Below are 24,723 nucleotides of genomic sequence, written 5' to 3'. Positions count from 1 at the left end.
AACTTTTTCTATCTTTGGTTCATCAACGAATGATAACAACAAACATTAAATATGGCACAGGGGACAACCTCAAACCCCTTATCCCGGCATTTCTTGTCTCGGAGCTTTTTTTTAATGATCCACCAGTCTTTCTTTTTTGCTAATCAAAACCAGTTGTTGTGCAACTGTATTTGAGTTTTTTCCAACACCATTTCCAAACAATTTAATTCAATGCGGACAATTGCATGAGTCATCGTGTTTGCCCGATCTATCTTATTTTAGCAAAAAATGAAAAAAACACTTATTCTATTACATATAGCCGTAATTCTGGCTGGTTTTACCGGCGTATTTGGGAAGCTAATCTCTTTAAATGAATATTTACTCACCTGTTACCGTACGCTGTTTTCTTTTTTATTCCTGGTCGTTGTTGTGTGGGTCAAAAAGCCACAATTTAATTATTCGTGGGGCAGCATCAGGGAAATGGGCAATGCGGGGCTACTGATAGCTTTTCACTGGGTGTTTTTTTATGCCAGCATCAAATATTCCAACGTTTCTGTGGGCGTAGTTTGTTATTGCCTTACCAGTTTTTTTACAGCATTCCTGGCCCCGCTTGTTAACAAAAAACCGTTTAATTTAACCGAGTTACTATTAAGTATGCTTACGCTGGCCGGTATCGGTTTGATCTTTCATTTTGATACCTCATTCAGAACGGGGATCATACTTGGTGTAATATCATCTTTCCTGGCATCACTTTATACCATCTTTAATGAACGCCTGGTTAAAAAGTATGACGCAACCGTTATGAACCTGTATCAAATGCTGGCCGGATCTGTTGCGCTAATACTGGCCTCACCGCTATATCTTTATTTCTTTCCTTCAAAAACGATAGTACCAGGCACATTGGATATATTTTATTTGCTGCTTTTATCGCTTTTTTGCACGGTTGGGCTTTATGTTTTGGTGGCCGAGGTTTTGAAGAAAATGTCTGCCTTTACGGTTAACCTAACCTTTAACCTGGAGCCTGTTTACAGCATTCTGCTGGCAATGATCTTATTCAATGAATCCCGGCAGCTTAATTTATCCTTTTACGCAGGCCTGTTGATCATCATCATATCGGTGATTATGCAGGCTGGGTTAAGCCGGCGGAAAAGAATGGGAGAAAGCTTGTCATAGTTAAGCTATAGGTGTAGAATCCAAACTTACGAAGTTTAAAAAACTTCGTAAGTCTTCAATTGCTTTAGTCCCTTCGGCTTAATAGCGAAACTGGCGTTATTGTTTATTGCAGGTTCAGCCCTGCTCAGAAACCCTCGCTGCCGCCAGTGCCGGCAAATCCATATTGCCATCCTGTTTAATAAGGTTAAGTTTATGTTTGGTGATGATCCATTTGCCATTGGTTTCAATAAGCTCTGTATCATAAGTGCCTTCAACAATCCAACACTCATCGCCAATAAAATGCTCGGCTTTGCCGTAATAGTGTACCAGCGCTACCGATCCGTTTTGCATTACATAAAAATCGGCCAGTTGATGATGCGTTTTGTCGAAACCGGGCAAAAAGCCGCGCCATGCGGTGATGATATCTCCGGATGATACAAGGCTTGCCGGGTTTCCCGTCATGGAGCTATAATCAAGCTCAACATTTTCGGCAAGTGCATTTTTAACTTTGGTCCAGTCGCGTTCATCGGCTCCGCTGAACAAGGCTGTTACGGTTTCAATTATTTGATCTTTCATTGGTTCGGCGTAGATGTTTGTAGCCAAATATCAATTATCTGGCTCATTTTACATATTAACAACAATCTTTTATATAAACTTGTACTGTTAATGGTTGTTTTCCCAAAACAGCCCCACCATAAAACATGAGTCAGGATTTTTATCAACATATTTTTGCTAAACAGCAAAACCTGGAGGCCGTGCCTTCAAACAGGGAAATTACGGCCTGGGCGCTAAAAGTGATCCATTTGCTGTATCCCGAGCAAACAGGGCAACTGTATGCCTCTGTTGAAGAGCTGAAGAGTGAATTTGTAAGGCTTGAGAACGAACTGTGCGAAATTATGCATGCCACTAAGGCCTGCAGCAATTGCGATACCTCAAAGCTGGCCAAAAAATTTTTTGAAAGCCTTCCAGAGTTGTTCCGCATCCTGAATACCGATATCCAGGCCATTTTTAACGGCGATCCAGCTGCCCGCAGTGAATTTGAGGTGATCCGTACCTATCCCGGATTTTACGCCATTTCGCTTTACCGCGTGGCGCATAGCCTTTATATTGATGATATACCCTTGTTGCCGAGGATCCTTACCGAATACGCACATTCAAAGACAGGGATAGATATTCATCCTGCTGCCAAAATAGACGAGTATTTCTACATAGATCATGGCACCGGTATTGTTATTGGCGAAAGCTGCAAGATAGGCAAGCATGTGAAGCTGTACCAGGGTGTTACTTTAGGCGCTTTAAGTGTAGATAAAAGCATGGCCAATACCAAGCGGCACCCAACCGTTGAAGATAATGTAGTGATTTATTCGGGCGCTACCATTTTGGGAGGGGAAACCATAATTGGCCATAACAGTGTGGTGGGAGGGAACGTTTGGCTCACCAAAAGCCTGCCGCCAAACTCAAGGGTATATCATACCCCTAATCACCGGATCCTGAAAAGGCTGAGCATTAAACTGTTTGGCGAAAGAAAATAGAACATTTACCTAATAAAATAGATATGGCTTCATTGATAGACCTGATAGGCAACACGCCTATGGTAGAAATTAAAAAGCTGAACCCCAATCCCAAAGTGCAGATCTTCGCCAAGCTGGAAGGAAATAATCCCGGAGGCAGCGTAAAAGACCGTGCTTCGCTCAACATGATCAGGAGCGCCATTGAACGCGGAGATATAAAGCCGGGCACAAAACTGATTGAAGCTACCAGCGGCAATACAGGCATAGCGCTGGCTATGATTGCAAGGCTGTTTGATTTAGAGATAGAGCTGGTGATGCCATCTAACTCCACCCGCGAGCGTACGCTTACCATGGAAGCATTTGGCGCCAAAGTAACCTTGCTTGAAGGGATAGAGCTTTGCCGTGATTATGCTGAAGAAAAGGCCGCCACCGGCGAATATTTTTTGTTAAATCAGTTTGCCAACCCGGATAACTACATGGCCCACGTAAAAACAACCGGCCCGGAAATCTGGCGTGATACCGCGGGCAAGATCACCCATTTTGTGAGCGCTATGGGCACTACAGGTACCATCATGGGCTGTTCGAGATATTTTAAGGAACAAAACCCGGATATTCAGATTGTGGGCTGCCAGCCGGTTGAAGGCTCTTCCATCCCTGGCATCCGCAGATGGCCGGAGGAGTACCTGCCCAAGATTTTTGATGCCAAACGGGTTGACAGGGTAATGGATATTTCGCAGGAAGAAGCCACTCAAATGGCGCGTCAGATGGCTAAAGTAGAAGGCGTATTTGCGGGCATGAGCAGCGGCGGCGCACTATCTGCGGCAATAAGGCTTGCACAGGAACTGGAAGAGGGCATTATCGTTTTTATTTGCTGTGACCGGGGCGACAGGTATTTGAGCAGTGAATTGTTTGGGTAAGAGAACCGTTAAAACTTGCGCTCATCCATGATGAGCGTAAGTTTATCATTTAATCCAATCCCGGAGGCTGTGTCTCCACAGCCGGTTGCCGGCTCGCCCGACTACAACACTTCCAACTTTTTCAACTCTTCTTCCAGCGCCTCTGCCGAAGTAAAGTGAACGCTTTTGATCCCCATCTTTTCTGCCGCTAAAATATTACGGTAATTGTCATCAATAAATAAAGCCTCATCAGCATTTACCTGGTAACGATCAAGCAGGGTTTGGTAAAAGGCCGGAGTGGGTTTACGCATTTTTTCGGTACCGGATACCACAATGCCATCAAACCAGCCTAAAAAATCAAAACGCTCCCGGGCCATCGGAAAAGTTTCTGCCGACCAGTTGGTCAATGCGTAAATTTTGTATTTACCGCTTTCCTTTAACTGTTTGAAAATCTCCACCGTGCCGTGAAATGGCTCGCCAAGCATCTCTATCCAGCGGGAATAAAAAGCGCGGATATTGGCTTCATGCTCCGGAAACTGGGCGACAAGCAGATCTGTGCCCTCCTGTAAGGATCGGCCGGCGTCCTGTTCCTCGTTCCAGTCGGAAGTACAGATATTCGCTAAAAAATCTTTCATTTCCTGTTCATCGGTAAACAGGCTGCGGTACATATAATGCGGGTTCCAGTCGATTAGAACGGCACCCAGATCGAATATTATAGTGTTGATCATTGGTGTTAAAACTTAAAGCGAATAAACACTTTAAATTTTAATTAGTAAATTAGATTATTAAATAGTTAATGATGCTAACGAAAGAAGAAGTGCTAAAAACAGTTAATGATTTGCCTGGCGAATTTAGCTTTGATGAAATATTAGACCGGTTAATGTTGTTGAATAAAATTGACGTTGGTATTGAACAATCAAATAACGGTGAAACACTGTCTGCAGAGGAAGCTAAAGAAAGCTTGGCTAAATGGTTGAAATAAACTGGACTAAGCAGGCTATTAAGGATATTGACAATATAGCCGAATTTATAGCTAAAGACTCTGTTCATTACGCTCAGATACAGGTTCAACGATTGCTATTAAGCGTTAAGCCTTTAGAGAAATTTCCAAGAAGAGGTAAAGTTGTTCCCGAAAAACAAGATCCTTTAATAAGAGAAGTATTGGTAGGGAGTTACCGGGTGATTTATAGAATTATAAACAAAACCCGGATTGATGTACTTACTGTTCATCACAGCAAACGACTGCTTAAAAATAACCCTGCTTTTAAACCCCAATAATCATTTCTTTTTTGCGTGGGTTTCATGAACCTCGGCCCTGGTAACTACCGAATCTTTCAGGAAAACAACAAGTGTTTGGGTATAAACTAATGTGCCCTTGCTGTACTGCCTGTCCAGATCATACACCATGCTATCCTTACTACTTAATTGCGGACGGTGCAGCAAATGAATCACTTTTTGATATTTAAGACCATTGAGTTGCTTGCTGGCTATCAGATCTTCAACCATGCCCGGGCGGTAGGCAAAGGTAATGCCGTCGCCATCATCCCATTTATCACGGTCAAACTTTTGCTTGCGGCTGCAGGCGGTTAGGCAAACTGCCAAAAGGCAGGGAAATATCAATGAGGTTTTGTTGAGCATTTTTTGTTTCGGTATTGAAGCTAAACCCGTCATTGCGGGTACGAAGCAATCGCGAACTATACAGAGCGGACCTGTTAATCGGGGATTGCTCCGTATCTCGCAATGACGTGATGGATATTGAAAATTCCAGCATCTAAAAATACTGAAATTAATCTACTGCTAAAAGGTAGCCTTTAAAATCGGCGAAATCTTTACTGATGGCTACCGCCAGTTTGGTTTTTGATTCCAGTTCTTTTACCTGTTCAGGCACTTCAATTTTAGCCGCAACTTCATCGCTGAAAACGTCCGGGAATTTACAAGGATGTGCTGTTGAAAGGAATATTCCGGCTGTATCAATAGCGGCATGATCTTGTTTGTAATCAGTCAGGGCCTGCCAGGCTATTGCTGTATGCGGACAAACCACATAGCCATAATTATCAAACACCCAGTTAAGGGCTTTTACAGTTTCCTCATCATCATATTTAAAACCCACAACCAGTTCCTTCAAGGCTTCGGTGTCGTTTTTAAACAGATCGGCAATACGTACCCAGTTGCTTGGGTTGCCCACATCCATAGCGTTTGAAAGCGTAGCTACAGATGGTTTCGGCTGATAAACACCGGTTTTTAAAAATTCGGGCACGGTATCGTTGGCGTTAGTAGCTGCAATAAATTTTTCGACAGGTAAGCCCATTTTCCAGGCTAACAAGCCGGCGCCAATATTGCCGAAGTTACCGCTCGGTACCGAGAACACACCCTTTTTAATCCCTTGCCTTAATAGCTGCGCATATGCATTGAAGTAATAAAAGGTTTGCGGCACCAAACGTGCTATGTTGATTGAATTAGCCGAGGTAAGGCGGAATTTGCCGTTCAGTTCAGCATCAACAAAAGCTTGTTTTACCAGGGCCTGGCAATCGTCAAAGGTACCGTCAACTTCCAGTGCACGGATGTTTTGGCCGTTGGTGGTGAGCTGCTGCTCCTGCACACCGCTTACCTTGCCTTTGGGATAAAGGATGGTAACACGGGTATTAGGAACGCCTAAGAAGCCAAGGGCCACCGCGCCGCCGGTATCACCGCTGGTAGCAACCAATACGTCCAGCTGTTTTTCGCCGGGCTCAAGGAAATAGCTCATTACGCGGCTCATGAAACGTGCGCCAAAATCTTTGAATGCAAGTGATGGGCCGTGGAAAAGTTCGAGCACGTAAACATTGTCTTCTAACTTTACGATGGGAGCCGGGAAATTAATGGCATCATCTATCAAAGCTTTCAGATCAGCTTCGGGAATAGAATCGCCAAGCAGGTTTTGCGCTACTTTAAAAGCGATTTCGGGCAGGGTATATTGATCAAGGTTGTTGATGAAGTCATCATCCAGGCGTGGGATGTTATAAGGCATGTAAAGGCCTTTATCCTGCGGCATGCTGTTAAAAACCGCCTCTTTGAACGATACTTCAGATAGGGTATTATTGGTACTGTAGAGTTTCATTTTGATTTCGGAATTCGGATGTTCGATTTCGGATTTATTTTATTTGTGGATTTCTCCATCCCGTCATTGCGAGGTACGAAGCAATCGCGAACTATACAGGGCGGACCTGCTTATCGGGGATTGCTTCGTACCTCGCAATGACGGGATGGTTTAAATACTCTCCCTTTAGGGGAGGGTTTGGGAGGGGCGACACTTATCCCAAAACCTTCGGCCCCGCGTCATTTATAGTTGATACGTAACTATTCGAGCCGATTTTTAGCCCTGTTAAATGCTGCTGTAACTTTTGGGTGATGGCACGGGCGGTTGCTTCATCCCTGGTAAAAGCAAAAACCGATGGCCCTGAACCTGAAATGCCAAAGCTTACTGCGCCAAGCTCCATTGCCATTTCGCGCATTTTATAAAAATCGGGGATCAGCATGGAGCGTACAGGTTCAACCAGTACATCTTTCATACTCCGGCCAATGAGGTCGATATCCTGCATAAATAAACCGCTTACCAGTCCGGCGATATTGCCCCATTGGGTTACGGCATCCTTCATCTGGATGTTTTTGCGGATGATCTGCCGGGCTTCGCGGGTTGGTACATCAACATCAGGGAATACGATGGCGCACCACAGGTTTTTAGGGTGCGGCAGCCTTACTACATCAAGCGGCTCATAACTGCGGATCAATACAAAACCACCAAAAAGGGCAGGGGCTACGTTATCGGCATGGCCATGACCGCAAGCCATTTCCTCGCCCTTCATGGCAAAAGGAAGCAACTTTATCGGGTCAGAATCATCGCCCAACAAAGTTTTGATGGCAAACAAACCAGCAACGGTACTGGCCGAGCTTGAACCAAGGCCGCTGCCGATAGGCATTTTTTTGTGCAGCTCGATATCCAGGCCAATATCTGTACGACCAACACTTTGTAAATAGTACTGAACGCTTACACTCACAGTATTCTTTGCCGGATCAAGCGGCAGGCGACCATCATCGCCTGTAATTTTGCTGATGGTGATGCCCGGTTTTCCAGTCAGGCGCATGATAACCTCGTCGCCCGGTTCATCAACCGCAAAGCCGAGCACATCAAAGCCACAAACCACGTTGGCAACGGTTGCGGGTGCGAAAACGTGGATGCTGTCGCGCCCCCCGCCTCCGCCAGCTGGCGGAGAAGCCAGAGGTGTAGGTACTAATTCTTGTAATTTATTATCTTCCATTATTTAAAATATCAAACTATAATATGTCGCTTTTAGGCGAGGGCTGTGCGATTCCCCTCTTGAGAGGGGTGGAGGGGTGTGTTTCGCTTTGCTATTCTTAGCATAGAAACACACCCCAGCTAATACTCTTATCCGCCGCGCCCCCTCTCAAGAGGGGATTTTTAAACTAATTCGCTCCTACGTTTATTAAATCAGCAAATACGCCTGCGGCGGTTACTTCAGCACCTGCGCCGGGGCCTTTTACAACCAGCGGGCGCTCACGGTACCTGTCGGTAGTGAAGGATATGATGTTATCACTGCCCGACAGCATGTAGAACGGATGGTTTTCATCAACCATTTGCAGGGTGATAGTTACCTTACCATCTTCCAGTTTGCCAATGTAGCGCAATACCTTGCCGTCTTTTTCGGCGGCATCTTTTAGTTTGGCAAAATGCGTGTCTTCGGTTTTTAATGTTGCGTAAAAATCCTCAACGGTTTTGGCTTCAAGGCTTGCTTTTGGCAATACACTTGCTATTTCGACATCGGCTTCTTCCATCGCATAACCGGCATCGCGGGCAAGGATGAGCATTTTGCGCATGAAATCCTTACCGCTCAGGTCATCACGCGGATCGGGTTCGGTATAGCCTTTTTCCTGGGCTTCTTTTACCACATCGTGGAAGTTGGCATCACCCTTAAAGTTGTTAAATATGAACGATATTGTACCCGAAAGTATGGCTTCGATGCGCTGCACCCTGTCGCCGCTGTTCATCAGGTTTTTTAGGGTGTTGATGATGGGCAAACCAGCACCAACGTTGGTTTCGTAAAAGAAATCGACACCATGTGCGCGGGCGGTATCTTTAAACATACGGTATTGCTGATAGCTGCCCGAGTTGCCTATTTTATTACAGGTGATCACCGAGATATTGGCTTTAAAAACCTCCTCGTAAAAACCGATAGGAACAGGACTTGCAGTATTATCAATAAATACACAGTTGGGCAGGTTCATCTCCTTCATGCGGTTGATAAAGCCCTGCAGGTCCGCCTCGTACGGCGACGATTGAATATCATCCTGCCAGGTATCCAAAGAGATGCCATCGCTGTTGAATGTCATTTTGCGGGTATTGCTGATACCGGCTATTTTAACCTGGATGCCATTGTTGTCTTTAAGGTAATCGCTGTGGGCATTTAATTGATTAAACAGTGTTTTGCCGATGTTGCCTGTACCCAAACAAAATGCATGCAGGGTTTTGGTGAGCTGTACAAAGAAGGCATCATGCACAGCGTTCAGTGCTTTAGATAGATCATTTGCAGAGATGATCACCGAGATATTATACTCTGATGAGCCTTGTGCTATAGCCCTTACGTTAACCCCGTTACGGCCCAGCGCATGGAATAATTTGCCCGACATGCCCGGGGTTTGTTTCATGTTTTCGCCTACTATAGCCAGGATAGCAAGATTTTTTTCGATGACCAAATGCTCCAGTTTTTTAGCGGCAAGCTCCAGCTCAAACTCCTGTTCGATGACTTGTTTGGCCCGTTCGGTATCCTGCGGCTGAACAGCGAAGGTGATGCTATGCTCTGATGACGACTGGGTGATCAGGATCACGTTGATCTGCTCGCGGGCAAGCAAGGAGAACAAGCGGCCGCTAAAGCCCGATTTGCCTACCATGCCGCTGCCCTCTAAATTAAGGATGCTGATATTGTTAATAGATGAGATCCCTTTGATTGGCAGGGTAGAGGCCTTGCAATCATGACGGATCACGGTACCTTCAAACTCCGGCTCAAAGGTGTTTTTGATCACGATAGGGATCTTCTTTAAAAATGCGGGGATCATGGTTGGCGGATAGATCACTTTGGCGCCGAAGTAGGAAAGTTCCATAGCTTCGGTATAAGTAAGCTCGGTTAAGGAGAACGCTTTTTTCACCATGCGGGGATCGGCAGTCATCATGCCGTTAACATCCGTCCAGATCTGAACCTCCTGGGCATTTAACGCCGCGCCGAATATGGCTGCGGTATAATCAGAACCGCCGCGACCTAAAGTTGTGGTTTGTCCGGCATCATTACCTGCAATAAAGCCGGTAACAATGAGTGTTTTGCCTTTGTTTTCGGCGTAGAGGCCTTGTATCAGTCGTTCGGTTAGCTCGGTATTTACTTTGGCGTTGCCGAAAGCACTATCGGTTTTAATCACATCGGCAGCATCAACAAAAAGTACATCGCCAAAATGCTGTGCGGCAATTTTGCTCACCATCAGGGTTGAGCAGCGCTCGCCGAAGGCCAGCACCTGGTCGCGGGTTTTAGGGGTAAGCTCACGGAGGGTAAGTACGCCCTGCAGCAATTCTTCCAGTTGGTTGAAGTGAATTTTTAAACGGGTGAGGGCGGGGTTCTGGTTCTGCACGTCAAGCAAAGCCTTCACCACATCAAAGTGGCGTTTTTCCAGCTCGGCAAGCCCGGCGGTAAAATCAATACCGTTGGCTGCGTCTTCGGCCATGGCCGAGAGCAGGTTGGTTACACCGCCCATGGCTGATAACACCACTACCGGTTTTTCTTCATTTTTTACTTCATCCTTAAGGATGCTTAACAGGGTTTGGATGCTGCTCACAGATCCGACGGAAGTGCCTCCGAATTTTAAAACTTTCATTTATGGGTTTAGTATCAAGCTATAACAAAAAAGCCTTCCTCTTTGCGGAGGAAGGCTTTCATCTGGTTTTCATTTTATGTTTTTACACCATACGATTATCTTCCTCCGAGGTTTATGCCGGTGGTAATAATAGTGGTAATAATGGTGTTGTTAATTGTCATATATAATGTCTGTAAAGTAAGTAGATTATTTTTGAATACGCAAGGATTATTTTAATTTATTCACGAATGCTTGGTTAGCGCAGATAATTAAGACGAATTACACGAATTAATTTATTCACGAATGCCAAGTGATAGGGAAATGATTAGATCAAATTATACAAATCGTGTCGTGCTTAACTATAATTTGTGTAATTCGATTTAATTTCAAATATCATGCAATGTATTCGTATTCAATATAAATTCGTTCAACCCCAAAAAAATTAGTGTCAAAATTAATTTGTTACTTTTGAACCTTGATAATATGCAGGGACTAATAACAAAATCAACCGGAAGCTGGTACCAGGTACAAACACCCGATGGGCAAAGGATAGACTGCCGCATCAAAGGGAAGTTCCGTATTAAAGGCATCACCACAACCAATCCTATCGCCGTTGGCGATATAGTTGATTTTGAAATGGAACCCGACCGTGAAGACGGTGTGATCACCAACCTGCAACAGCGTAAAAATTACATCATCCGCAAAGCAATCAACCTCAGCAAGCAGGCGCAGATCATTGCTGCCAATCTTGACCAGGCCATACTGGTGGTTACCCTTGCCTCGCCCCGTACCTCCCTCGGTTTTATCGACCGCTTTTTGGTTACTGCCGAAGCCTATGATATTCCTGCAAGACTTGTATTTAACAAACTCGATCTTTTCAGTGATGAAGGCCTCGAGGTGTTGGCCGATTATAAAGCCATTTATGAAGATATCGGCTATCCCTGTTTTGAAGTTTCGGCTATTGAAGGCACCAATATCAGCCAGGTGCAGGATCTGTTGAAAGATAAAGTTACCCTGTTCTCCGGCCACTCAGGCGTGGGCAAATCAAGCCTGATCAATGCGCTGTTGCCCGAACTGGACTTACGCACACACATGGTATCCGACTGGAGTGATAAGGGTATGCACACCACCACCTTTGCCGAAATGTTTGAACTGCCACAGGGCGGCTTCATCATCGACACCCCCGGCATTCGTGAATTAGGCGTTATCGACATAGAAAAGCAGGAGCTCGGCCATTTCTTCCCCGAAATGCGCGAACGCATGCACGATTGCCGTTTTAACAACTGCCGCCACATCAATGAACCCGGTTGTGCCGTGCTTGAAGCTTTGGAAGAAGGCGAGATAACCCTATCCCGCTATGAAAGCTACCTGAGCATTTATCACGGGAACGATACAAGGGCTTAGTTAGAGACGCGCAAGACAGCAAGAATAAAGAGACAAGAAAAAACTCAAGTTTTGTCATTTCGATAGAGCAGAGGTGGTTCGTGTGTCGGTGCGAAAGAGAACTTATGCGCCATGTAAACCGCTCTGTATAGTTAGCTCAGTATGATGCATAAGATTTCTCCCGATGGTCGAAATGACAAATTTTATTGATACGCTTACTTCTTCGCCGCCTCCCTTACCAGCACATCAACGATAGCCTGTTTATTTGGCAGATACTTATTACACAAAAACAAGCCGCCTTTACCTGTTGCTGTGTTAAAGAATAAATAAGTACCCACACCGGGATCATCACCGTCATGGCCTATGGTGCCGTTGGTATATAAATTCCAGAAGATGCCTTTGTTGCGGTAGGTTAAGTTGATATTTTTAGGCGGATGCTCTTTGCTGAACTGCGGAGTGAACATAGCCTGGTATGATGCTTCGGTCAGCAGTTTTTTATCGTGTTTGCTAATCGCTATTAAATATTTGCTCAAATCTTCGGGTGAGGTTTTTAACCCGCCATCAGGGTAGGTAACCAGGTCGTATAATGGGAACCGGTTCTTTAGGTCGAGATATAAATATGCGTGGTTTTTTAAATCCACATCCTGGATATGCCAGCCTGAATGATCCATTTTTAATGGCTTCAGGATATACTTTTGGGTAAACTGTGCATAAGAAAGGCCCGATTTTAGTTCGATGAGATAAGCCGCCAGTGCCGAACCGGTATTAGAATATGAGGAAACGCTTCCAGCCGGGCCTTCACCAAAATTAGCCTTGCTGTAATATTGGCCTTGCGGCGATAAATAATTATAGAAGAACTGGGCCAAAGTAGTATCCTTTAGCTTATCACCAAACCCCATCTGGTTTAGGATTTTTATCGAAACGCTGTCATAAGCCCTTAGTTTAGGATAAAAATGATAGCAGTAATGATATACCTCAGGGTTATCAACAATCCCCGATGAATGGTTGGTTAACTGGCGAATGGTTATTTTTCCGTTGGGGTCATTAGGATTAGTCACTTTGAAGGGCAGAACATCATTGATATCGGTTTCTAACGTAAAGTACTTTAACTCGATAGCTTTCATCAATGCAACAGCAATAACAGTTTTACTAACCGAACCAATGTTTTGAATTGTATTGGCCGAGTAGGGGGCCTGGTTAGCTACATCTGCATAACCAAAACTATGGGAATAAGTCACTTTATTACCATTGGTCATGATCACGTACATACCGGGCAGGCTGTCTTGCGTAAAAGCCTGCTGTAATTTCAGGGTTAAAGAATCTGGTTGGGTTTGCGCCTGGATACCGTTGGTTAGCAGGGCAAAAGTTAGCACACAAAGAAGTGTTTTCAAGGTTTTATAGGTTTTCATATGTCTATATTACAACAAACAGAATATAAACCCCTATTGATCAATGAACATTATTTTATGCTTTGATATAATAGCTGCGAACAGGTAATGGGATTCAATAAAAAAGGCCTTGTGAATAACACAAGGCCCAATATCTATTCGCCTAAAGCGGTTTTGAAATCATCGAGTAAATCGTCGAGGTCTTCAATGCCGATCGACAGGCGGATCATGCTTTCGGGGATGCCCATTTCGGCGCGGCGCTCGGCACCAAGCTCAAAGAAAATGGTTTGTGCCACCGGGATAGCCAGTGTGCGGGTATCGCCAAGGTTGCTTGATTTTACAACCAGTTTCAGTTTGTTTAAAAATGCCAGGCAGTCGATGCTTTCATCAAGCTCGATGCTCATTAGGCCGCCGTAACGTGTAAACAGCTCACCGGCCAATGCATGCTGCGGGTGCGATTCAACGCCCGGGTAAAATACTTTTTTAACTTTTGGGTGATTATCGAAATATTTAGCCAGTGCCAACGCATTGCTGCAGGCACGGTCAAGGCGCAGGGCCAGTGTTTCGGCACCAACAGATATGGTATGTGCAGCCTCGGGTGATAAAGTGCCGCCGGCATCGCGCAAACCTTTCTTGCGGATCTGGGTCATGCCCAGGTTCTCTGGTTTTACCACTGCCTTAAATCCGGGGAAAATGTTTGGATAGTTTGTCCAATTAAACAAACCGGTATTGGTAACCGCGCCGCCAAGGGCATTGCCATGGCCGCCGATATATTTGGTTAGTGAATTGATTACCAAGCTTGCCTTAACGTTAACCGGGTTAAACAGGTATGGCGAGGTCATGGTATTATCAACCACGTATAAAATGCCTTTTTCTTCGCACAGGTCGCCAATGTTTTTAAGGTCGGCAATTTGCGTAGCCGGGTTGGCAATGGTTTCAACAAACACCATGCGGGTGTTTTCCTTTACTGCAGCGCGCACGTTATCAACATTGGTGGCGTCGACAAAATCAATGCTGATACCCATATCAATAAATGTTTGGAAAATGCTGCGGCTGTTACCGAACAGGAACGAGCTGGCTACAATATGATCGGTACCCTTAATAAGCGCCATTACTGTTGCCGAAATTGCCGCCATGCCGGTTGAGAAAGCAATGGTGGATACACCATGTTCCATTTGGGTTACCTTTTGCTCCAGCGCGGTAATGGTAGGGTTACCCTGGCGCGAATAAGCGTAACCGCTTTTTTTGTTCTGGAAAATGTCAACCAGGTCCTGCACGTCATCATGCCCGTAGGTTACAGAGGTGTGGATGGGTTTATGTAATGAACCATGCTCGGGTTTACCAAGCCGGTCGGCATGTAATATGGTGGTAGTGAAGCCTTTTTTGGTACTCATTTTAAATCCTATTAATTAGATATACATAATAGCGGTTGCGAACTTAATTAATTACGAACTAATTACACGAATGGAATTAACACTAATTGCACTAATGATAACGAATTGACACGAATATTGATAGGCCACTAATACTTATATGGCGTTTGCAATTTGAGCGAATTACACGAATTAACTTATCTATAGAGAATAAGATTAGTGAAATTCGCCTAAATTGTGACCGATATCAAAAGAAATTCGTGTAAAAATTATGAGGGCTGTACTACAACGCGTTACCCAGGCAAGCTGCACAGTGGATGGAAAGATAACCGGTGAAATAGGTGCCGGATTTTTGGTGTTATTAGGAATTGAGGATGCCGATACCGCCGAAGACCTGCAATGGCTGGCCAATAAAATTACAGGCATGCGTGTTTTTGGCGATGAGAACGGCCTCATGAACAAAGCCCTTGCCGATATTGACGGAGAGATACTATTGATTTCGCAGTTTACGTTGTTTGCTCAAACCAAAAAAGGAAACCGCCCGTCGTTTTTACGCGCAGCTAAGCCGGATAAAGCTATTCCGATGTATGAGCAAATGGTACAAACGCTTGGAACTTTAACCGGCAAAAAAGTGGCCACAGGCATTTTTGGTGCTGATATGAAAATCAATTTATTGAATGACGGGCCGGTAACGATAATAATGGATACGAAAGATAGAGATAATCATTAACAAGGGTATGTTTAAAAATGCCCGTCATTCTTCGCTCTTGCTACCCATAATAATTAAAAAAGTCGTCATCCCGAACTTGTTTCGGGAACTCACAGGACAAGCCGCATGATGTATACTTAGCAAGTGAGGTGCTGAAACAAGTTCAGCATGACGGATGGTGGAAATGTCATTTCGCCTTCAGAGGCTTCGGATTTAAACGTAATTAACTTATTTAATTATTACCTCAAACCCTCTTCAATCCTCGCCTGCAAATTGGCTTTAAAAGCATCATCTAATTTCAACTCATTCTTCAGCGAATCATGAAAAAGCTGCTGCACCATATCATTAATAGCACGGCTTTGTTTGTCATATAATACGCACATGCCGCAGCCTGCCAGGTGAATGCGCAGCTCAATTTCCTCGCGGAAGCTAAGCCGTTTAAGCTGCTTTTTTTCGATGAGGAAAGTAGCCTGTTTACAGTTATATATAATTTTTTTTAAGTAGCTCATTTTAATTTAATTCCAGTTTTTTTGAAGGCAAGCCCTCAGGTTAACTTTTGCCCGGTGAATGATAACCCAGAAGTTGGCCTGGGTAACATGCAGTTCGGTGCAAATATTTTCGGTAGCCGCATCGTCTATGTGTTTCATGGTAAATACCGCGTTCCACAGGGCCGGCAGCTTTTGCAGGCATTTCTGCAGGATGCCGTTCAACTCTTTTTTTAACAAAGGGTCCTGATCGTCCATCCCGGCAATTGGCTGAGGAGCATACTCCGCTTTCCAGTGACCGTTATCTTCCTCAAAAAAATCATCCTGCTCCTGAGCTGCTTTATTGGCCGAAGCTATAGCCAAACCAGATGACTTTTTGCGGTATACATCAATGATCTTATTTTTAAGGATGGCGGTAAGCCACGTTCGTTCGGTGCTTTTGCCCTCAAACCTGTCCACTTTTTCAAGGGCTGCCAAAAAGGTTTCCTGCACCAGGTCTTTAGCCGTATCCTCATCATTGATGCGCACAATGGCGTACATATACAGGTAATCGGCATAGGCGGCAACCCATTTATGTGGGTTTAATACATTAGTTTCGGTTAACATGAAATGCGGTAATACTAATACAATTACAGGTTTAGTCGGGCACAGAGCTTAATCCTTACAAAATAAATTCAAAATAACTGATATTTTAAATGGGGTTTTTTTCCTATGACTAAGTTACGTTACATTGGTTGATAATGAGCTTATTATACCGATATTTATATCAGTCAAAAAAAAGAAAATTTATTGTAAGGTTATCCCCGTAAACCCGACAAAGCAGTAAAAACGTAGATCATTTAATCTGAATAAAATGAGAGGGATCAAAGCATTAGCACTTGTGCCGTTTTTAATAGGTGCTATAATTATTTCGGCCGCTTTTACTAATTGTAAAAATACCGCAAAGGGTTATAGTAAAGCATCCCTGGGTGAAGGAAAAGGCTTCGCTTTGGTAGAATTGTTTACTTCTGAAGGCTGTTCAAGCTGCCCGCCTGCCGATGAACTGGTTGCCAAAGTTCAAAAAGAAGTTGGTGATAAGCCCGTTTATATTTTAGCCTACCATGTTGATTACTGGAACCGCCTTGGCTGGAAAGACGTTTTCAGCAGTGCCGATTATTCAAAACGGCAAAATGAATACGCACGATGGTTAAACCTGCCGCAGGTTTACACGCCGCAAATTGTGGTTAATGGCAAAACGGAGTTTGTAGGTTCGCAGGAGGAACGTTTGCGCAGCGCTATTAAAGATGGTTTGCAAGGAAGCGGCAGTGTTCAATTAAACCTGAATGTTACCCGTAGCACAAATAATATGGCTTCGATACAATATAAAGTTGAAGGCAATACCGGGAACGCACATAGTGTGATATCATTGGCATTGGTTCAAAAACAAGCCGTTGTAAAAGTTGAACGAGGTGAAAATGGCGGCCGCACATTGGCCCACGCTCAAATTGTACGAAACCTGCAAACCCTGACTTTAAACAGAAGCAATGGCAGTACAGCTATTACTTTACCTGCAGCGTTTGAGGCCAGGGGATGGGAGGTAATAGGTTTTGTACAAAACGCAGAAAATGGAGCTGTCTTAGGCGCGTCAAAAGCATCCTTCAAGATATCGGCAGATGTTGTGCAACAAAATAAAAACAGACAATAGTTGTGTTGAATGGCATTAAGAGCATTTAAATGAAAATAATTAAAGAGAAACACTCCCTGTTAATGCGCTGGACGCATTGGGTAAACTTTCCCATCCTCACCATCATGATCTGGAGCGGCTTACTCATTTACTGGGCAAATGATACTTATACGTTTACGCTCTTCGGCGTTACTTTTATTCGTTTCTTTCCGCAGGGTTTTTATGATGCGCTGCACATTCCCCGGCGCCTGGCCGAGGGCATGGCCTTTCACTTTTTGTTTATGTGGTTTTTTGCGCTGAACGGCTTTCTGTATGTTGCATATACCATTATATCGGGCAGGTGGCGGGAGCTGGTGCCAAACCGGCACTCGTTTAAAGAGGCCTGGCTGGTGGTTTTGCATGACCTGCATATCCGCAAAATGGCGCCTCCTCAAAATAAGTATAATGCGGCCCAGCGGATTGCCTATACGGCCATCATTGTTATGGGCTTTGGCTCGCTGATAACCGGGTTGGCTATTTACAAACCGGTACAGTTTAATTATTTAGTCTGGCTCTGCGGCGGGTACCACCTGGCCCGGATCTGGCATTTTGTGCTCACTATTGGCTATGTGCTGTTTTTCCTGGTGCATGTTGTACAGGTAGTACTTGCCGGCTGGAACAATTTCAGATCGGTTATTTCGGGGTTTGAGGTGATTGATGAAAAACCACAGCCCGCTATTCAAATTCAAAGCGATGAAACTAACGAAAAAGCTAAGTAAGGTTTTCAGTAAAAATAAAGGCCCCAAAAAGGAGCTTACTGTTGAGCAGAAGATAACCCGCCGCAATTTTATCTCTTTCGGCAGTTTCCTTGTATTGGGAAGTGCAGCTTATGGCGGATGGCGATGGCTTTATACATCACCCGAGGAGGTTCCGGGTATCACCGGAGAGGCACACAAGCCATTACGTGCTGTGCTCAATGCCAATGAAAAGGTGGTACGTCAGTTATACAGTAATAAGAACCTGGTAAAAACCTATCCAAAGGAAATGGCAGCAAAAGTAGTGCGGCATAACAGCGATATTGGTTCGGAGGGATTGGTTGATGTGGATACCTGGAAATTGTCGGTCAAAAAAAGCAGCGGCGAGGTGCTGAACATCGGTATCGACGAAATAAGAAAGCTTCCTAAAACAGAGATCATTTATGATTTTAAATGCGTAGAGGGTTGGGATCAGATCTCGCATTGGGGCGGCGTAAAATTCAGTGATTTTATTACACACTTTAAGCTCGACGCAGAGACGGAATTTGGATACGTAGGCATGGAAACCCCCGACGAAAAATATTACGTTGGCCTTGATATGCCCAGTGCTATGCACCCGCAAACCCTGCTGGCTTACGAGGTAAATGAAAAGCCCTTGCCGCCAAAACATGGCGCCCCGTTAAGGCTTATTATCCCGGTAAAATATGGAATTAAGAATTTAAAGCGAATAGGGAGCATCAACTTCAGCAATAACCGCCCCCGCGATTACTGGGCTGAGCAGGGGTATGATTATTATGCAGGGTTGTAAATATTGAGGTTGAGAACAGTGTTATATGTAAGGTAATATTTGCATATTGCACTAAATGCCGGCCAATAAACTACCACTTTCCAAACAGCTTGCTTATGCCTGCGGAATGATAGGGTGGAGCATCATGACCAATCTTATCATTGTGATGCTGCCTTACTTTTACCTGCCGCCAAGCAATGCAGGGCTTACTACGCTGGTCCCGCAATTATTACTTTTTGGCCTGTTCAATATCATGTCTGTGATCACAGCATCCGGGCGATTGGTGGATGCTTTTTTTGATCCTTTTATTGCCTCGCTAAGTGATAAAAGCGAAAACCGCCGCGGGCGGCGCATCCCTTTTATGCAATGGGCTGTTTTGCCTGCCGCTTTATTTTGCGGATTAACCTTTTATCCCATGGTAAAGGGCGAAAGTATCCATAACGCTTACTGGCTTACCTTTACGCTCATCTGTTTTTTTATGGGCGCTACGGCCTATATTATCCCGTACAACGCGCTGCTGCCGGAGCTTACCCGCACAGGCAGCGAACGGGTTAAGCTTTCATCATTACAACAGGTAGGTTTTGTGATAGGGATTATCCTATCGGCCATGGTCAATAACTTTGCCGACTGGGTTGAGCGCTTTGCCGGTATCCCCAATCGCGATACTGCCGTACAGTACACCATTTGGGCGCTGGCCGTATTTGCCGGGCTGGTAATGCTGGTGCCCGTATTCGCCATTGACGAAAAGCGGTATTCAAACGGTCACCCATCGCACTTATCGCTGTTGCCTGCTATTAAAAAAACCTTTCAAAACCGTAATTTCAAATATTACCTGATATCTGATTTTTCGTACTATATGGCATTAAGCATCATATCAAGCGGCTTACTGTTTTTTTTAAAGTCGCTGTTAAACCTGCCCGAATCTATGGGCGGACAGCTTATGGCTACGATGGTACTGGTATCACTGCTGTTTTATCCGCTGGTTAATTACCTGTCGCAAAAGATCGGCAAAAAACCAATTGTGCTTTTTTCGTTCGGGTTACTGAGCTTGATTTTTGTGGCGATATTTTTCCTGGGCAAACTTCCATTTACACCGCAGGTGCAAATTTATACGCTGGTTATCAGTGCGTCGTTTCCGCTGGCCTCGCTGGGTATTTTGCCCAATGCTATACTTGCCGAAATAGCCCAGAACGATGCCAAACGCACAGGCGAAAACCGGGAGGGTATGTTCTTTGCAGTTAAATACCTGTTTGTAAAACTCGGCCAAACACTGGGCATTGCATTGTTCGCGTTTTTAACCATTTACGGAAAAGATCCGGGCAACGATTATGGACTGCGCCTGAATGGCATTTGCGGTTGTGTGCTTTGTTTGCTGGCTTTTGTTTTCTTTAGCCGGTTCAGGGAGCGCAGGAATAGGGACAAAAAGAGAGTCGCCCGTCGTTGAGCTTCAAATCCCGCCGGACCTTTAAAGACAGGTAATGTGCCGCTGTGGGGCCTGAGGCGGCTGTTTATCGGTTTGGGCTTCAGCAACACAAGCAAAAAGAAGAGAAGCCATCAAAATGACTATGAGGTATTTGATTATGACTGAACTCATTTTCCCTTTACGTTAAATGTATTATAAATACTATTTGCCCTTATAAAATAAAAAGGCCTGCAATTTGTTTTAAATGCAGGCCTTCAGATATCAGTGTAAAAGCAATATTACACGAGGTTCTTTTTAATATAGCTGATGCTTTGTGCAATGCTGTTGAACGGATCGCCGGGGCAAACATCCTGCTCAACAAAAAAGTATTTCAAGCCCGATTTTTTGGCCTGGGTAAAGATCTTTTTAAAGTCGATAACGCCGTTGCCAACTTCGGTAAATTTCTTTTCAGGGGTTTTATCCATATCCTTAACATGCCATAACGGGAAACGGCCCGGATGCTTGTTGATAAGCGCGATAGGGTCCTGGTTGGCCTTGGTTACCCAGTAAAGGTCCATTTCCATTTTTACCATGTCCTTATCGGTGTTTTCCAACAGGATCTCGTACGGGTATTTGCCGTTTTCCTGTATAAATTCAAAATCGTGGTTGTGGTAGCAAAGCTGGATGCCCGCGCCTTTACAGGTTTCGCCGGCTATATCAAGCATGTTGGCCACGTTTTTATAATGGTCCAGATTGCCGCGTTCTGATTGCGACAAGTATGCGCAAACCATATATTGCACACCGGCTTCGGCAGCATCATCAACCGCTTTTTTCCAGTCGTTCATGATGGTACCTTTCTGGTGTTCGCCGTTAACCAGCTCCTCGCCTAAACGGTAATGCGCGCTTGGCATAATGAGGCCGTTTTGTTTTAAAACATTTGCAAAATCGCCGGGGCGCATGCCATAAAATAATTCGGTACCGGTATAAGTTGCGCCTTCAACAGAGGTGAAGCCTGTTTTAGCAACTTTTGCCAATGCAGCAACCGGGTCGGCAGCCATAGCATCACGTACAGTATATAATTGTAAGCCTATATATTTTTTATCATATGCAAACAAATTAGGAGCCGTCAACAGGCCTGCTGAAAGTAGCGCCGAAGTTTTTAGGAAAGATCGTCTGGTAGTCATTGGTTTATGATTTTTATGATTGGTTGTGTAAATATAACGCATTAAAAATGCCAAAACAAAGACCGAAATTACGTGGATTGGTTTAATGCAGCGATATGGTATTGTAATTTTTACAAGCGTAGTTAAATATTTATAAAAGCATACCAAAAGAAAAAGCCGCTGTGCGGCGGCTCCTCATATGTTTTGGATAACGTATTATCTTCCTTTTTTAATGTTGGGGAACTTCATTTTATAATCCACATCAACCATGCCTTTTGAAATATCGTTAAGCTTCTTTTCGATAAGACGCTTACGCAACGGGCTTAGTTTATCGGTAAACAGTTTGCCTTCAATATGATCGTATTCGTGCTGGATAACACGCGCGGCCATTCCCTTAAAAGTTTCTTCATGATGTTTCCACTCGGCATCATAGTATGACATGCGCACAACCGGCTTGCGGTATACATCCTCACGAATATCCGGAATGCTCAGGCAGCCTTCGTTAAAACCCCATTCCTCACCGGTTTCTTCCAGTATAGTGGCATTGATGAATGCTTTTTTGAAATCCTTCAGCTCCGGCTCATCATCATCAAAAGGGGTAGCATCAACTACAAATAAACGCATTGACATACCCACCTGCGGCGCTGCCAGGCCAACACCACGGGCCGCATACATGGTTTCAAACATATTATCAACCAGTTCTTTTATATGCGGATACTCGTCGGGCTCAATAGCTGTTGCTTTCTTTCTTAAAACAGGATCACCGTAGGCAATGATAGGGTATTTCATCCTGCAAAAATAAAGGATTATTGCTTAGGCTCAAATAGCAAAGTGATCAAGCGGTTATTATCAAAAATTTCATTGCTGATGGCCAGCAATTGTTCGGCACTTACCTGGTTAATTTTACCAAAGATCTCTTCGAGTGTGTCAACGCGGTTAAAATCAACCATGCTTTTGGCCATGGCAATAATGAGGCTCATGCGGTTTTCTTCGGCTAATGCTATCTGCCCGATAAATTTTTGCCGCGCCTGGTGCAACTGCAATGTGCCCAGCTTTTGTTCGCGTAGCTTTTTTAGCTCTTTATGAACCAGTTTTGAAGCTTTGTTCGCTTTTTCGGTATCGGTACCAAAGTAAATAGAGAAGATGCCGGTATCAGTTAAAGGGGTATAATTTGATTCGACAGTATATGCTATGCCATGTTTTTCCCTGATCTCGAGGTTAAGCCGGCTGCTCATACCAACCCCGCCCAACAGGTTGTTAAGCAATAATAAGCCCCATTTATGCTCGTGCGATGACGAATAAGCCTGTGTACCTATAATGCAATGTGTTTGCGAGATTGGTTTATTAACAACGTGGATCCCACCAGGGCCTTGCACGGGCTTTACCCGGTTTTTTTGAAGCTCATTTAAAGGCACATGGCCGAAATACTTTTCAGACATAGCCACCAGTTTCCTGAATTCATAATTGCCATGTACGGCGAAGATCATTTCGGTAGTATTATAGTTTGCCGCTATAAACCCCCGGATATCATCCCCGTTAAGCCTGCCAACGGTTTCGGGCGTCCCTAAAATGTTTTGCCCCATGGGGTGTCCCTTAAAAAGCAATTCTTCAAAATCATCCTGTATGGCTTCTTCGGGCTGGTCAAGATAGGAAGCTATCTCATCTAAAATAACACCGCGCTCTTTCTCCTGCTCATCATCCGGGAAAGTGGAATGAAATAATATATCCTCAAAAAGATCCATGGTGCGGTCAAGGTGCTGGTTAAGCAACGATGCGTGGATGCAGGTATATTCTTTAGTGGTATAAGCGTTAAGATCGGCGCCAACAAGCTCAAGCCTGTTGAGGATCTGGCTGGTGTTACGGCGTTCGGTTTCTTTAAACAGCAGGTGCTCAATAAAATGGGCAAGGCCTTCCTGGCCCGGCACTTCATCGCGCGAACCCGCGTTTACAATAAAGCAGCAATGTGTAATTGCCGATGGCCAATGCTTGTACAGGATGCGGATACCATTGGGCAAAGTATAAAGTTGATAGTCAATCATTCGGCTGCAAAGATAAGCTTATATGTCACAATTATTTTTCATGCTATTGTAAGTGATTAATAGTATTTTAGGCGCTTAAAATCAAATTTCGCCGGGGTTAAATGTAAACGGCGGAACTATACTACCTTTAAAAACGAACTAAACCAAATGACAAAACAAATAGCCGACCTGGAATTTGAGATACTGATAACTGCCGAAAAGATTGAAGAGCGGGTGAAAGCCATTGGCGTACAATTAAATGAGGACTATAACAATAGTATACCGGTTTTTATAGGGGTACTCAGCGGCAGCTTTCTTTTTATAGCCGACCTGATCAAACAGGTGAGCATTCCCTGCGAAATTAACTTCACCAAATTAGCTTCATATTATGGCGGCGTCTCCAGTTCGCTAAAAATACGGGAAGATATTGATTTAACGGTTGATATTAAAGGCCGTGATGTACTTATTATTGAAGATATTGTTGATACGGGTAATACGGCTCACTATCTGATTGAAAAATTGAAAGAAAGGGAGCCTGCTTCATTGGGGGTATGCTCATTATTGGTAAAGCCTGCTTCCCTGCAAAAAAAAATAGAAGAGCTTAAGTATGTGGGCTTTGAAATTGAAAACGAATTTGTAGTAGGTTATGGCCTCGATTATAAAGAACTGGGACGTAACTTAAAGGATATTTATAAAAAGGTAGGGTAAACATAGGTCTGTTTTTAACAACCAACATGTTGCCGTGAGGGCACGGCAACGGGGGGATAATAATATAACAAACAATAAAAGCTATCGGGAAACCTGGTAGCTTTTATCGTTTAACAGTGCCTCTGATAAGCGACAAACCCTTCCCCGGTTGTCGTGTCTCCACGACAACATGCCAGATAAACTATATTCCAAACTGCTATCGTTTCTCCAAATTCTTGTTAAGTTTATTTAATGGAATTTGATGAAATCTATTTTTATACCGCTACAATTAACAACTGGATCCCGCTGCTTCAATCCGATAAATTCAAACACATCGTATTAAATAGCCTGATCTATTTGGTTAAACAGAAAAAGATAGAGATTTATGGGTTTGTAATTATGCCCAATCACATTCATCTGATTTGGTCGGGATCAAAAATGAATGGTAAGGAGAAGCCTTTCGCCAGCTTTATGAGTTTACCGGGCATCAGTTTTTAGACGA

Annotated in this window: 26 protein-coding genes; 13 read left to right on the top strand and 13 right to left on the bottom strand. The window is 44.2% G+C overall.

The features are described from left to right. Nucleotides 1-267: 267 nt before the first annotated feature. A complete protein-coding gene (locus tag SNE26_RS22945; RefSeq protein WP_321556203.1) occupies nt 268-1,152 on the top strand; it encodes a DMT family transporter in 885 nt (294 codons plus the stop codon). Between the two features lie 114 nt (nt 1,153-1,266). On the opposite strand, the gene SNE26_RS22940 is transcribed toward SNE26_RS22945, so the two are convergent. Continuing rightward, nucleotides 1,267-1,707 (bottom strand): nuclear transport factor 2 family protein, encoded by a 441-nt coding sequence (locus SNE26_RS22940; protein ID WP_321556202.1) that lies wholly within the window; start codon nt 1,705-1,707, stop codon nt 1,267-1,269. 125 nt (nt 1,708-1,832) lie between these two features. On the opposite strand from SNE26_RS22940, the gene epsC reads away from it, so the two are divergent. Next, nucleotides 1,833-2,663 carry a serine O-acetyltransferase EpsC gene (gene epsC / locus SNE26_RS22935; protein WP_321556201.1) on the top strand — a complete coding sequence of 277 codons (831 nt, stop codon included), beginning with the start codon at nt 1,833-1,835 and terminating at the stop codon, nt 2,661-2,663. A gap of 23 nt (nt 2,664-2,686) precedes the next feature. Then, complete coding sequence (gene cysM / locus SNE26_RS22930; protein ID WP_321556200.1) at nt 2,687-3,559, top strand: cysteine synthase CysM; 873 nt, start codon at nt 2,687-2,689, stop codon at nt 3,557-3,559. Between the two features lie 101 nt (nt 3,560-3,660). Here cysM and SNE26_RS22925 read toward each other — a convergent pair whose 3' ends face one another. Further along, on the bottom strand, nt 3,661-4,266 hold the full coding sequence (locus SNE26_RS22925; protein WP_321556199.1) for an HAD family phosphatase: 606 nt from the start codon (nt 4,264-4,266) through the stop codon (nt 3,661-3,663). Between the two features lie 68 nt (nt 4,267-4,334). Here SNE26_RS22925 and SNE26_RS22920 point away from each other — a divergent pair, with 68 nt between their 5' ends. Both SNE26_RS22920 and SNE26_RS22915 read left to right on the top strand, forming a co-directional pair. Beyond that, nucleotides 4,335-4,520: a hypothetical protein gene (locus SNE26_RS22920; protein WP_321556198.1), complete on the top strand. Its 186-nt coding sequence runs from the start codon at nt 4,335-4,337 to the stop codon at nt 4,518-4,520. Beyond that, complete coding sequence (locus tag SNE26_RS22915; RefSeq protein WP_321556197.1) at nt 4,508-4,816, top strand: type II toxin-antitoxin system RelE/ParE family toxin; 309 nt, start codon at nt 4,508-4,510, stop codon at nt 4,814-4,816. Before SNE26_RS22920 ends, SNE26_RS22915 begins: the two co-directional genes overlap by 13 nt. Here the strand turns inward: SNE26_RS22915 and SNE26_RS22910 are convergent, their stop codons facing one another. The 4 genes from SNE26_RS22910 to thrA all read right to left on the bottom strand — a co-directional run bounded on the left by SNE26_RS22910 (nt 4,817) and on the right by thrA (nt 10,450). Further along, nucleotides 4,817-5,176 (bottom strand): hypothetical protein, encoded by a 360-nt coding sequence (locus SNE26_RS22910; protein WP_321556196.1) that lies wholly within the window; start codon nt 5,174-5,176, stop codon nt 4,817-4,819. 148 nt (nt 5,177-5,324) lie between these two features. After that, complete coding sequence (gene thrC, locus SNE26_RS22905; RefSeq protein WP_321556195.1) at nt 5,325-6,635, bottom strand: threonine synthase; 1,311 nt, start codon at nt 6,633-6,635, stop codon at nt 5,325-5,327. 193 nt (nt 6,636-6,828) lie between these two features. Next, nucleotides 6,829-7,833 (bottom strand): homoserine kinase, encoded by a 1,005-nt coding sequence (locus tag SNE26_RS22900; RefSeq protein WP_321556194.1) that lies wholly within the window; start codon nt 7,831-7,833, stop codon nt 6,829-6,831. Nucleotides 7,834-7,999: 166 nt separating this feature from the next. Beyond that, a complete protein-coding gene (thrA, locus tag SNE26_RS22895; RefSeq protein WP_321556193.1) occupies nt 8,000-10,450 on the bottom strand; it encodes a bifunctional aspartate kinase/homoserine dehydrogenase I in 2,451 nt (816 codons plus the stop codon). A gap of 462 nt (nt 10,451-10,912) precedes the next feature. On the opposite strand from thrA, the gene rsgA reads away from it, so the two are divergent. Next, nucleotides 10,913-11,833 carry a ribosome small subunit-dependent GTPase A gene (gene rsgA / locus SNE26_RS22890; RefSeq protein WP_321556192.1) on the top strand — a complete coding sequence of 307 codons (921 nt, stop codon included), beginning with the start codon at nt 10,913-10,915 and terminating at the stop codon, nt 11,831-11,833. Between the two features lie 194 nt (nt 11,834-12,027). On the opposite strand, the gene SNE26_RS22885 is transcribed toward rsgA, so the two are convergent. Both SNE26_RS22885 and SNE26_RS22880 read right to left on the bottom strand, forming a co-directional pair. Continuing rightward, nucleotides 12,028-13,221: a serine hydrolase domain-containing protein gene (locus SNE26_RS22885; protein ID WP_321556191.1), complete on the bottom strand. Its 1,194-nt coding sequence runs from the start codon at nt 13,219-13,221 to the stop codon at nt 12,028-12,030. A gap of 134 nt (nt 13,222-13,355) precedes the next feature. Beyond that, complete coding sequence (locus SNE26_RS22880; RefSeq protein ID WP_321556190.1) at nt 13,356-14,594, bottom strand: cystathionine gamma-synthase family protein; 1,239 nt, start codon at nt 14,592-14,594, stop codon at nt 13,356-13,358. A 250-nt stretch (nt 14,595-14,844) separates the two neighbouring features. Here SNE26_RS22880 and dtd point away from each other — a divergent pair, with 250 nt between their 5' ends. Continuing rightward, entirely contained in the window at nt 14,845-15,303 is a 459-nt protein-coding gene (dtd, locus tag SNE26_RS22875; RefSeq protein ID WP_321556189.1) for a D-aminoacyl-tRNA deacylase, read from the top strand. Between the two features lie 218 nt (nt 15,304-15,521). Here the strand turns inward: dtd and SNE26_RS22870 are convergent, their stop codons facing one another. After that, nucleotides 15,522-15,791: a hypothetical protein gene (locus SNE26_RS22870; protein WP_321556188.1), complete on the bottom strand. Its 270-nt coding sequence runs from the start codon at nt 15,789-15,791 to the stop codon at nt 15,522-15,524. 6 nt (nt 15,792-15,797) lie between these two features. Further along, nucleotides 15,798-16,373, bottom strand: a complete 576-nt coding sequence (locus SNE26_RS22865) for a sigma-70 family RNA polymerase sigma factor (protein ID WP_321556187.1) — start codon at nt 16,371-16,373, stop codon at nt 15,798-15,800. Nucleotides 16,374-16,620: 247 nt separating this feature from the next. On the opposite strand from SNE26_RS22865, the gene SNE26_RS22860 reads away from it, so the two are divergent. The 4 genes from SNE26_RS22860 to SNE26_RS22845 are packed head-to-tail and all read left to right on the top strand — an operon-like array spanning nt 16,621 to nt 20,395. Next, nucleotides 16,621-17,451: a DUF1223 domain-containing protein gene (locus tag SNE26_RS22860; protein WP_321556186.1), complete on the top strand. Its 831-nt coding sequence runs from the start codon at nt 16,621-16,623 to the stop codon at nt 17,449-17,451. 29 nt (nt 17,452-17,480) lie between these two features. Beyond that, entirely contained in the window at nt 17,481-18,188 is a 708-nt protein-coding gene (locus tag SNE26_RS22855) for a cytochrome b/b6 domain-containing protein (RefSeq protein ID WP_321556185.1), read from the top strand. After that, on the top strand, nt 18,163-18,972 hold the full coding sequence (locus tag SNE26_RS22850) for a molybdopterin-dependent oxidoreductase (protein ID WP_321556184.1): 810 nt from the start codon (nt 18,163-18,165) through the stop codon (nt 18,970-18,972). The genes SNE26_RS22855 and SNE26_RS22850 overlap by 26 nt, the downstream gene beginning before the upstream one ends. A gap of 55 nt (nt 18,973-19,027) precedes the next feature. After that, nucleotides 19,028-20,395, top strand: a complete 1,368-nt coding sequence (locus tag SNE26_RS22845; protein WP_321556183.1) for an MFS transporter — start codon at nt 19,028-19,030, stop codon at nt 20,393-20,395. Nucleotides 20,396-20,652: 257 nt separating this feature from the next. Here the strand turns inward: SNE26_RS22845 and SNE26_RS22840 are convergent, their stop codons facing one another. The 3 genes from SNE26_RS22840 to SNE26_RS22830 all read right to left on the bottom strand — a co-directional run bounded on the left by SNE26_RS22840 (nt 20,653) and on the right by SNE26_RS22830 (nt 23,552). Then, nucleotides 20,653-21,537, bottom strand: coding sequence for a sugar phosphate isomerase/epimerase (locus SNE26_RS22840; protein ID WP_321556182.1), 885 nt, complete (start codon nt 21,535-21,537; stop codon nt 20,653-20,655). Between the two features lie 195 nt (nt 21,538-21,732). Continuing rightward, entirely contained in the window at nt 21,733-22,305 is a 573-nt protein-coding gene (def, locus tag SNE26_RS22835; RefSeq protein WP_321556181.1) for a peptide deformylase, read from the bottom strand. Between the two features lie 17 nt (nt 22,306-22,322). Next, nucleotides 22,323-23,552, bottom strand: coding sequence for a pitrilysin family protein (locus SNE26_RS22830; protein ID WP_321560053.1), 1,230 nt, complete (start codon nt 23,550-23,552; stop codon nt 22,323-22,325). A gap of 150 nt (nt 23,553-23,702) precedes the next feature. Here SNE26_RS22830 and hpt point away from each other — a divergent pair, with 150 nt between their 5' ends. Together hpt and SNE26_RS22820 are read left to right on the top strand one after the other, a co-directional pair. After that, nucleotides 23,703-24,242 (top strand): hypoxanthine phosphoribosyltransferase, encoded by a 540-nt coding sequence (gene hpt, locus SNE26_RS22825; protein ID WP_321556180.1) that lies wholly within the window; start codon nt 23,703-23,705, stop codon nt 24,240-24,242. A gap of 231 nt (nt 24,243-24,473) precedes the next feature. Then, nucleotides 24,474-24,719, top strand: coding sequence for a transposase (locus SNE26_RS22820; RefSeq protein ID WP_321556179.1), 246 nt, complete (start codon nt 24,474-24,476; stop codon nt 24,717-24,719). Nucleotides 24,720-24,723 lie beyond the last annotated feature (4 nt).

The organism is Mucilaginibacter sp. cycad4 (assembly GCF_034263275.1).
Lineage (GTDB): Bacteria > Bacteroidota > Bacteroidia > Sphingobacteriales > Sphingobacteriaceae > Mucilaginibacter.
Note: the sequence above shows the minus strand (reverse complement) of the source record. Positions and strands in the feature narration are given on the sequence as shown.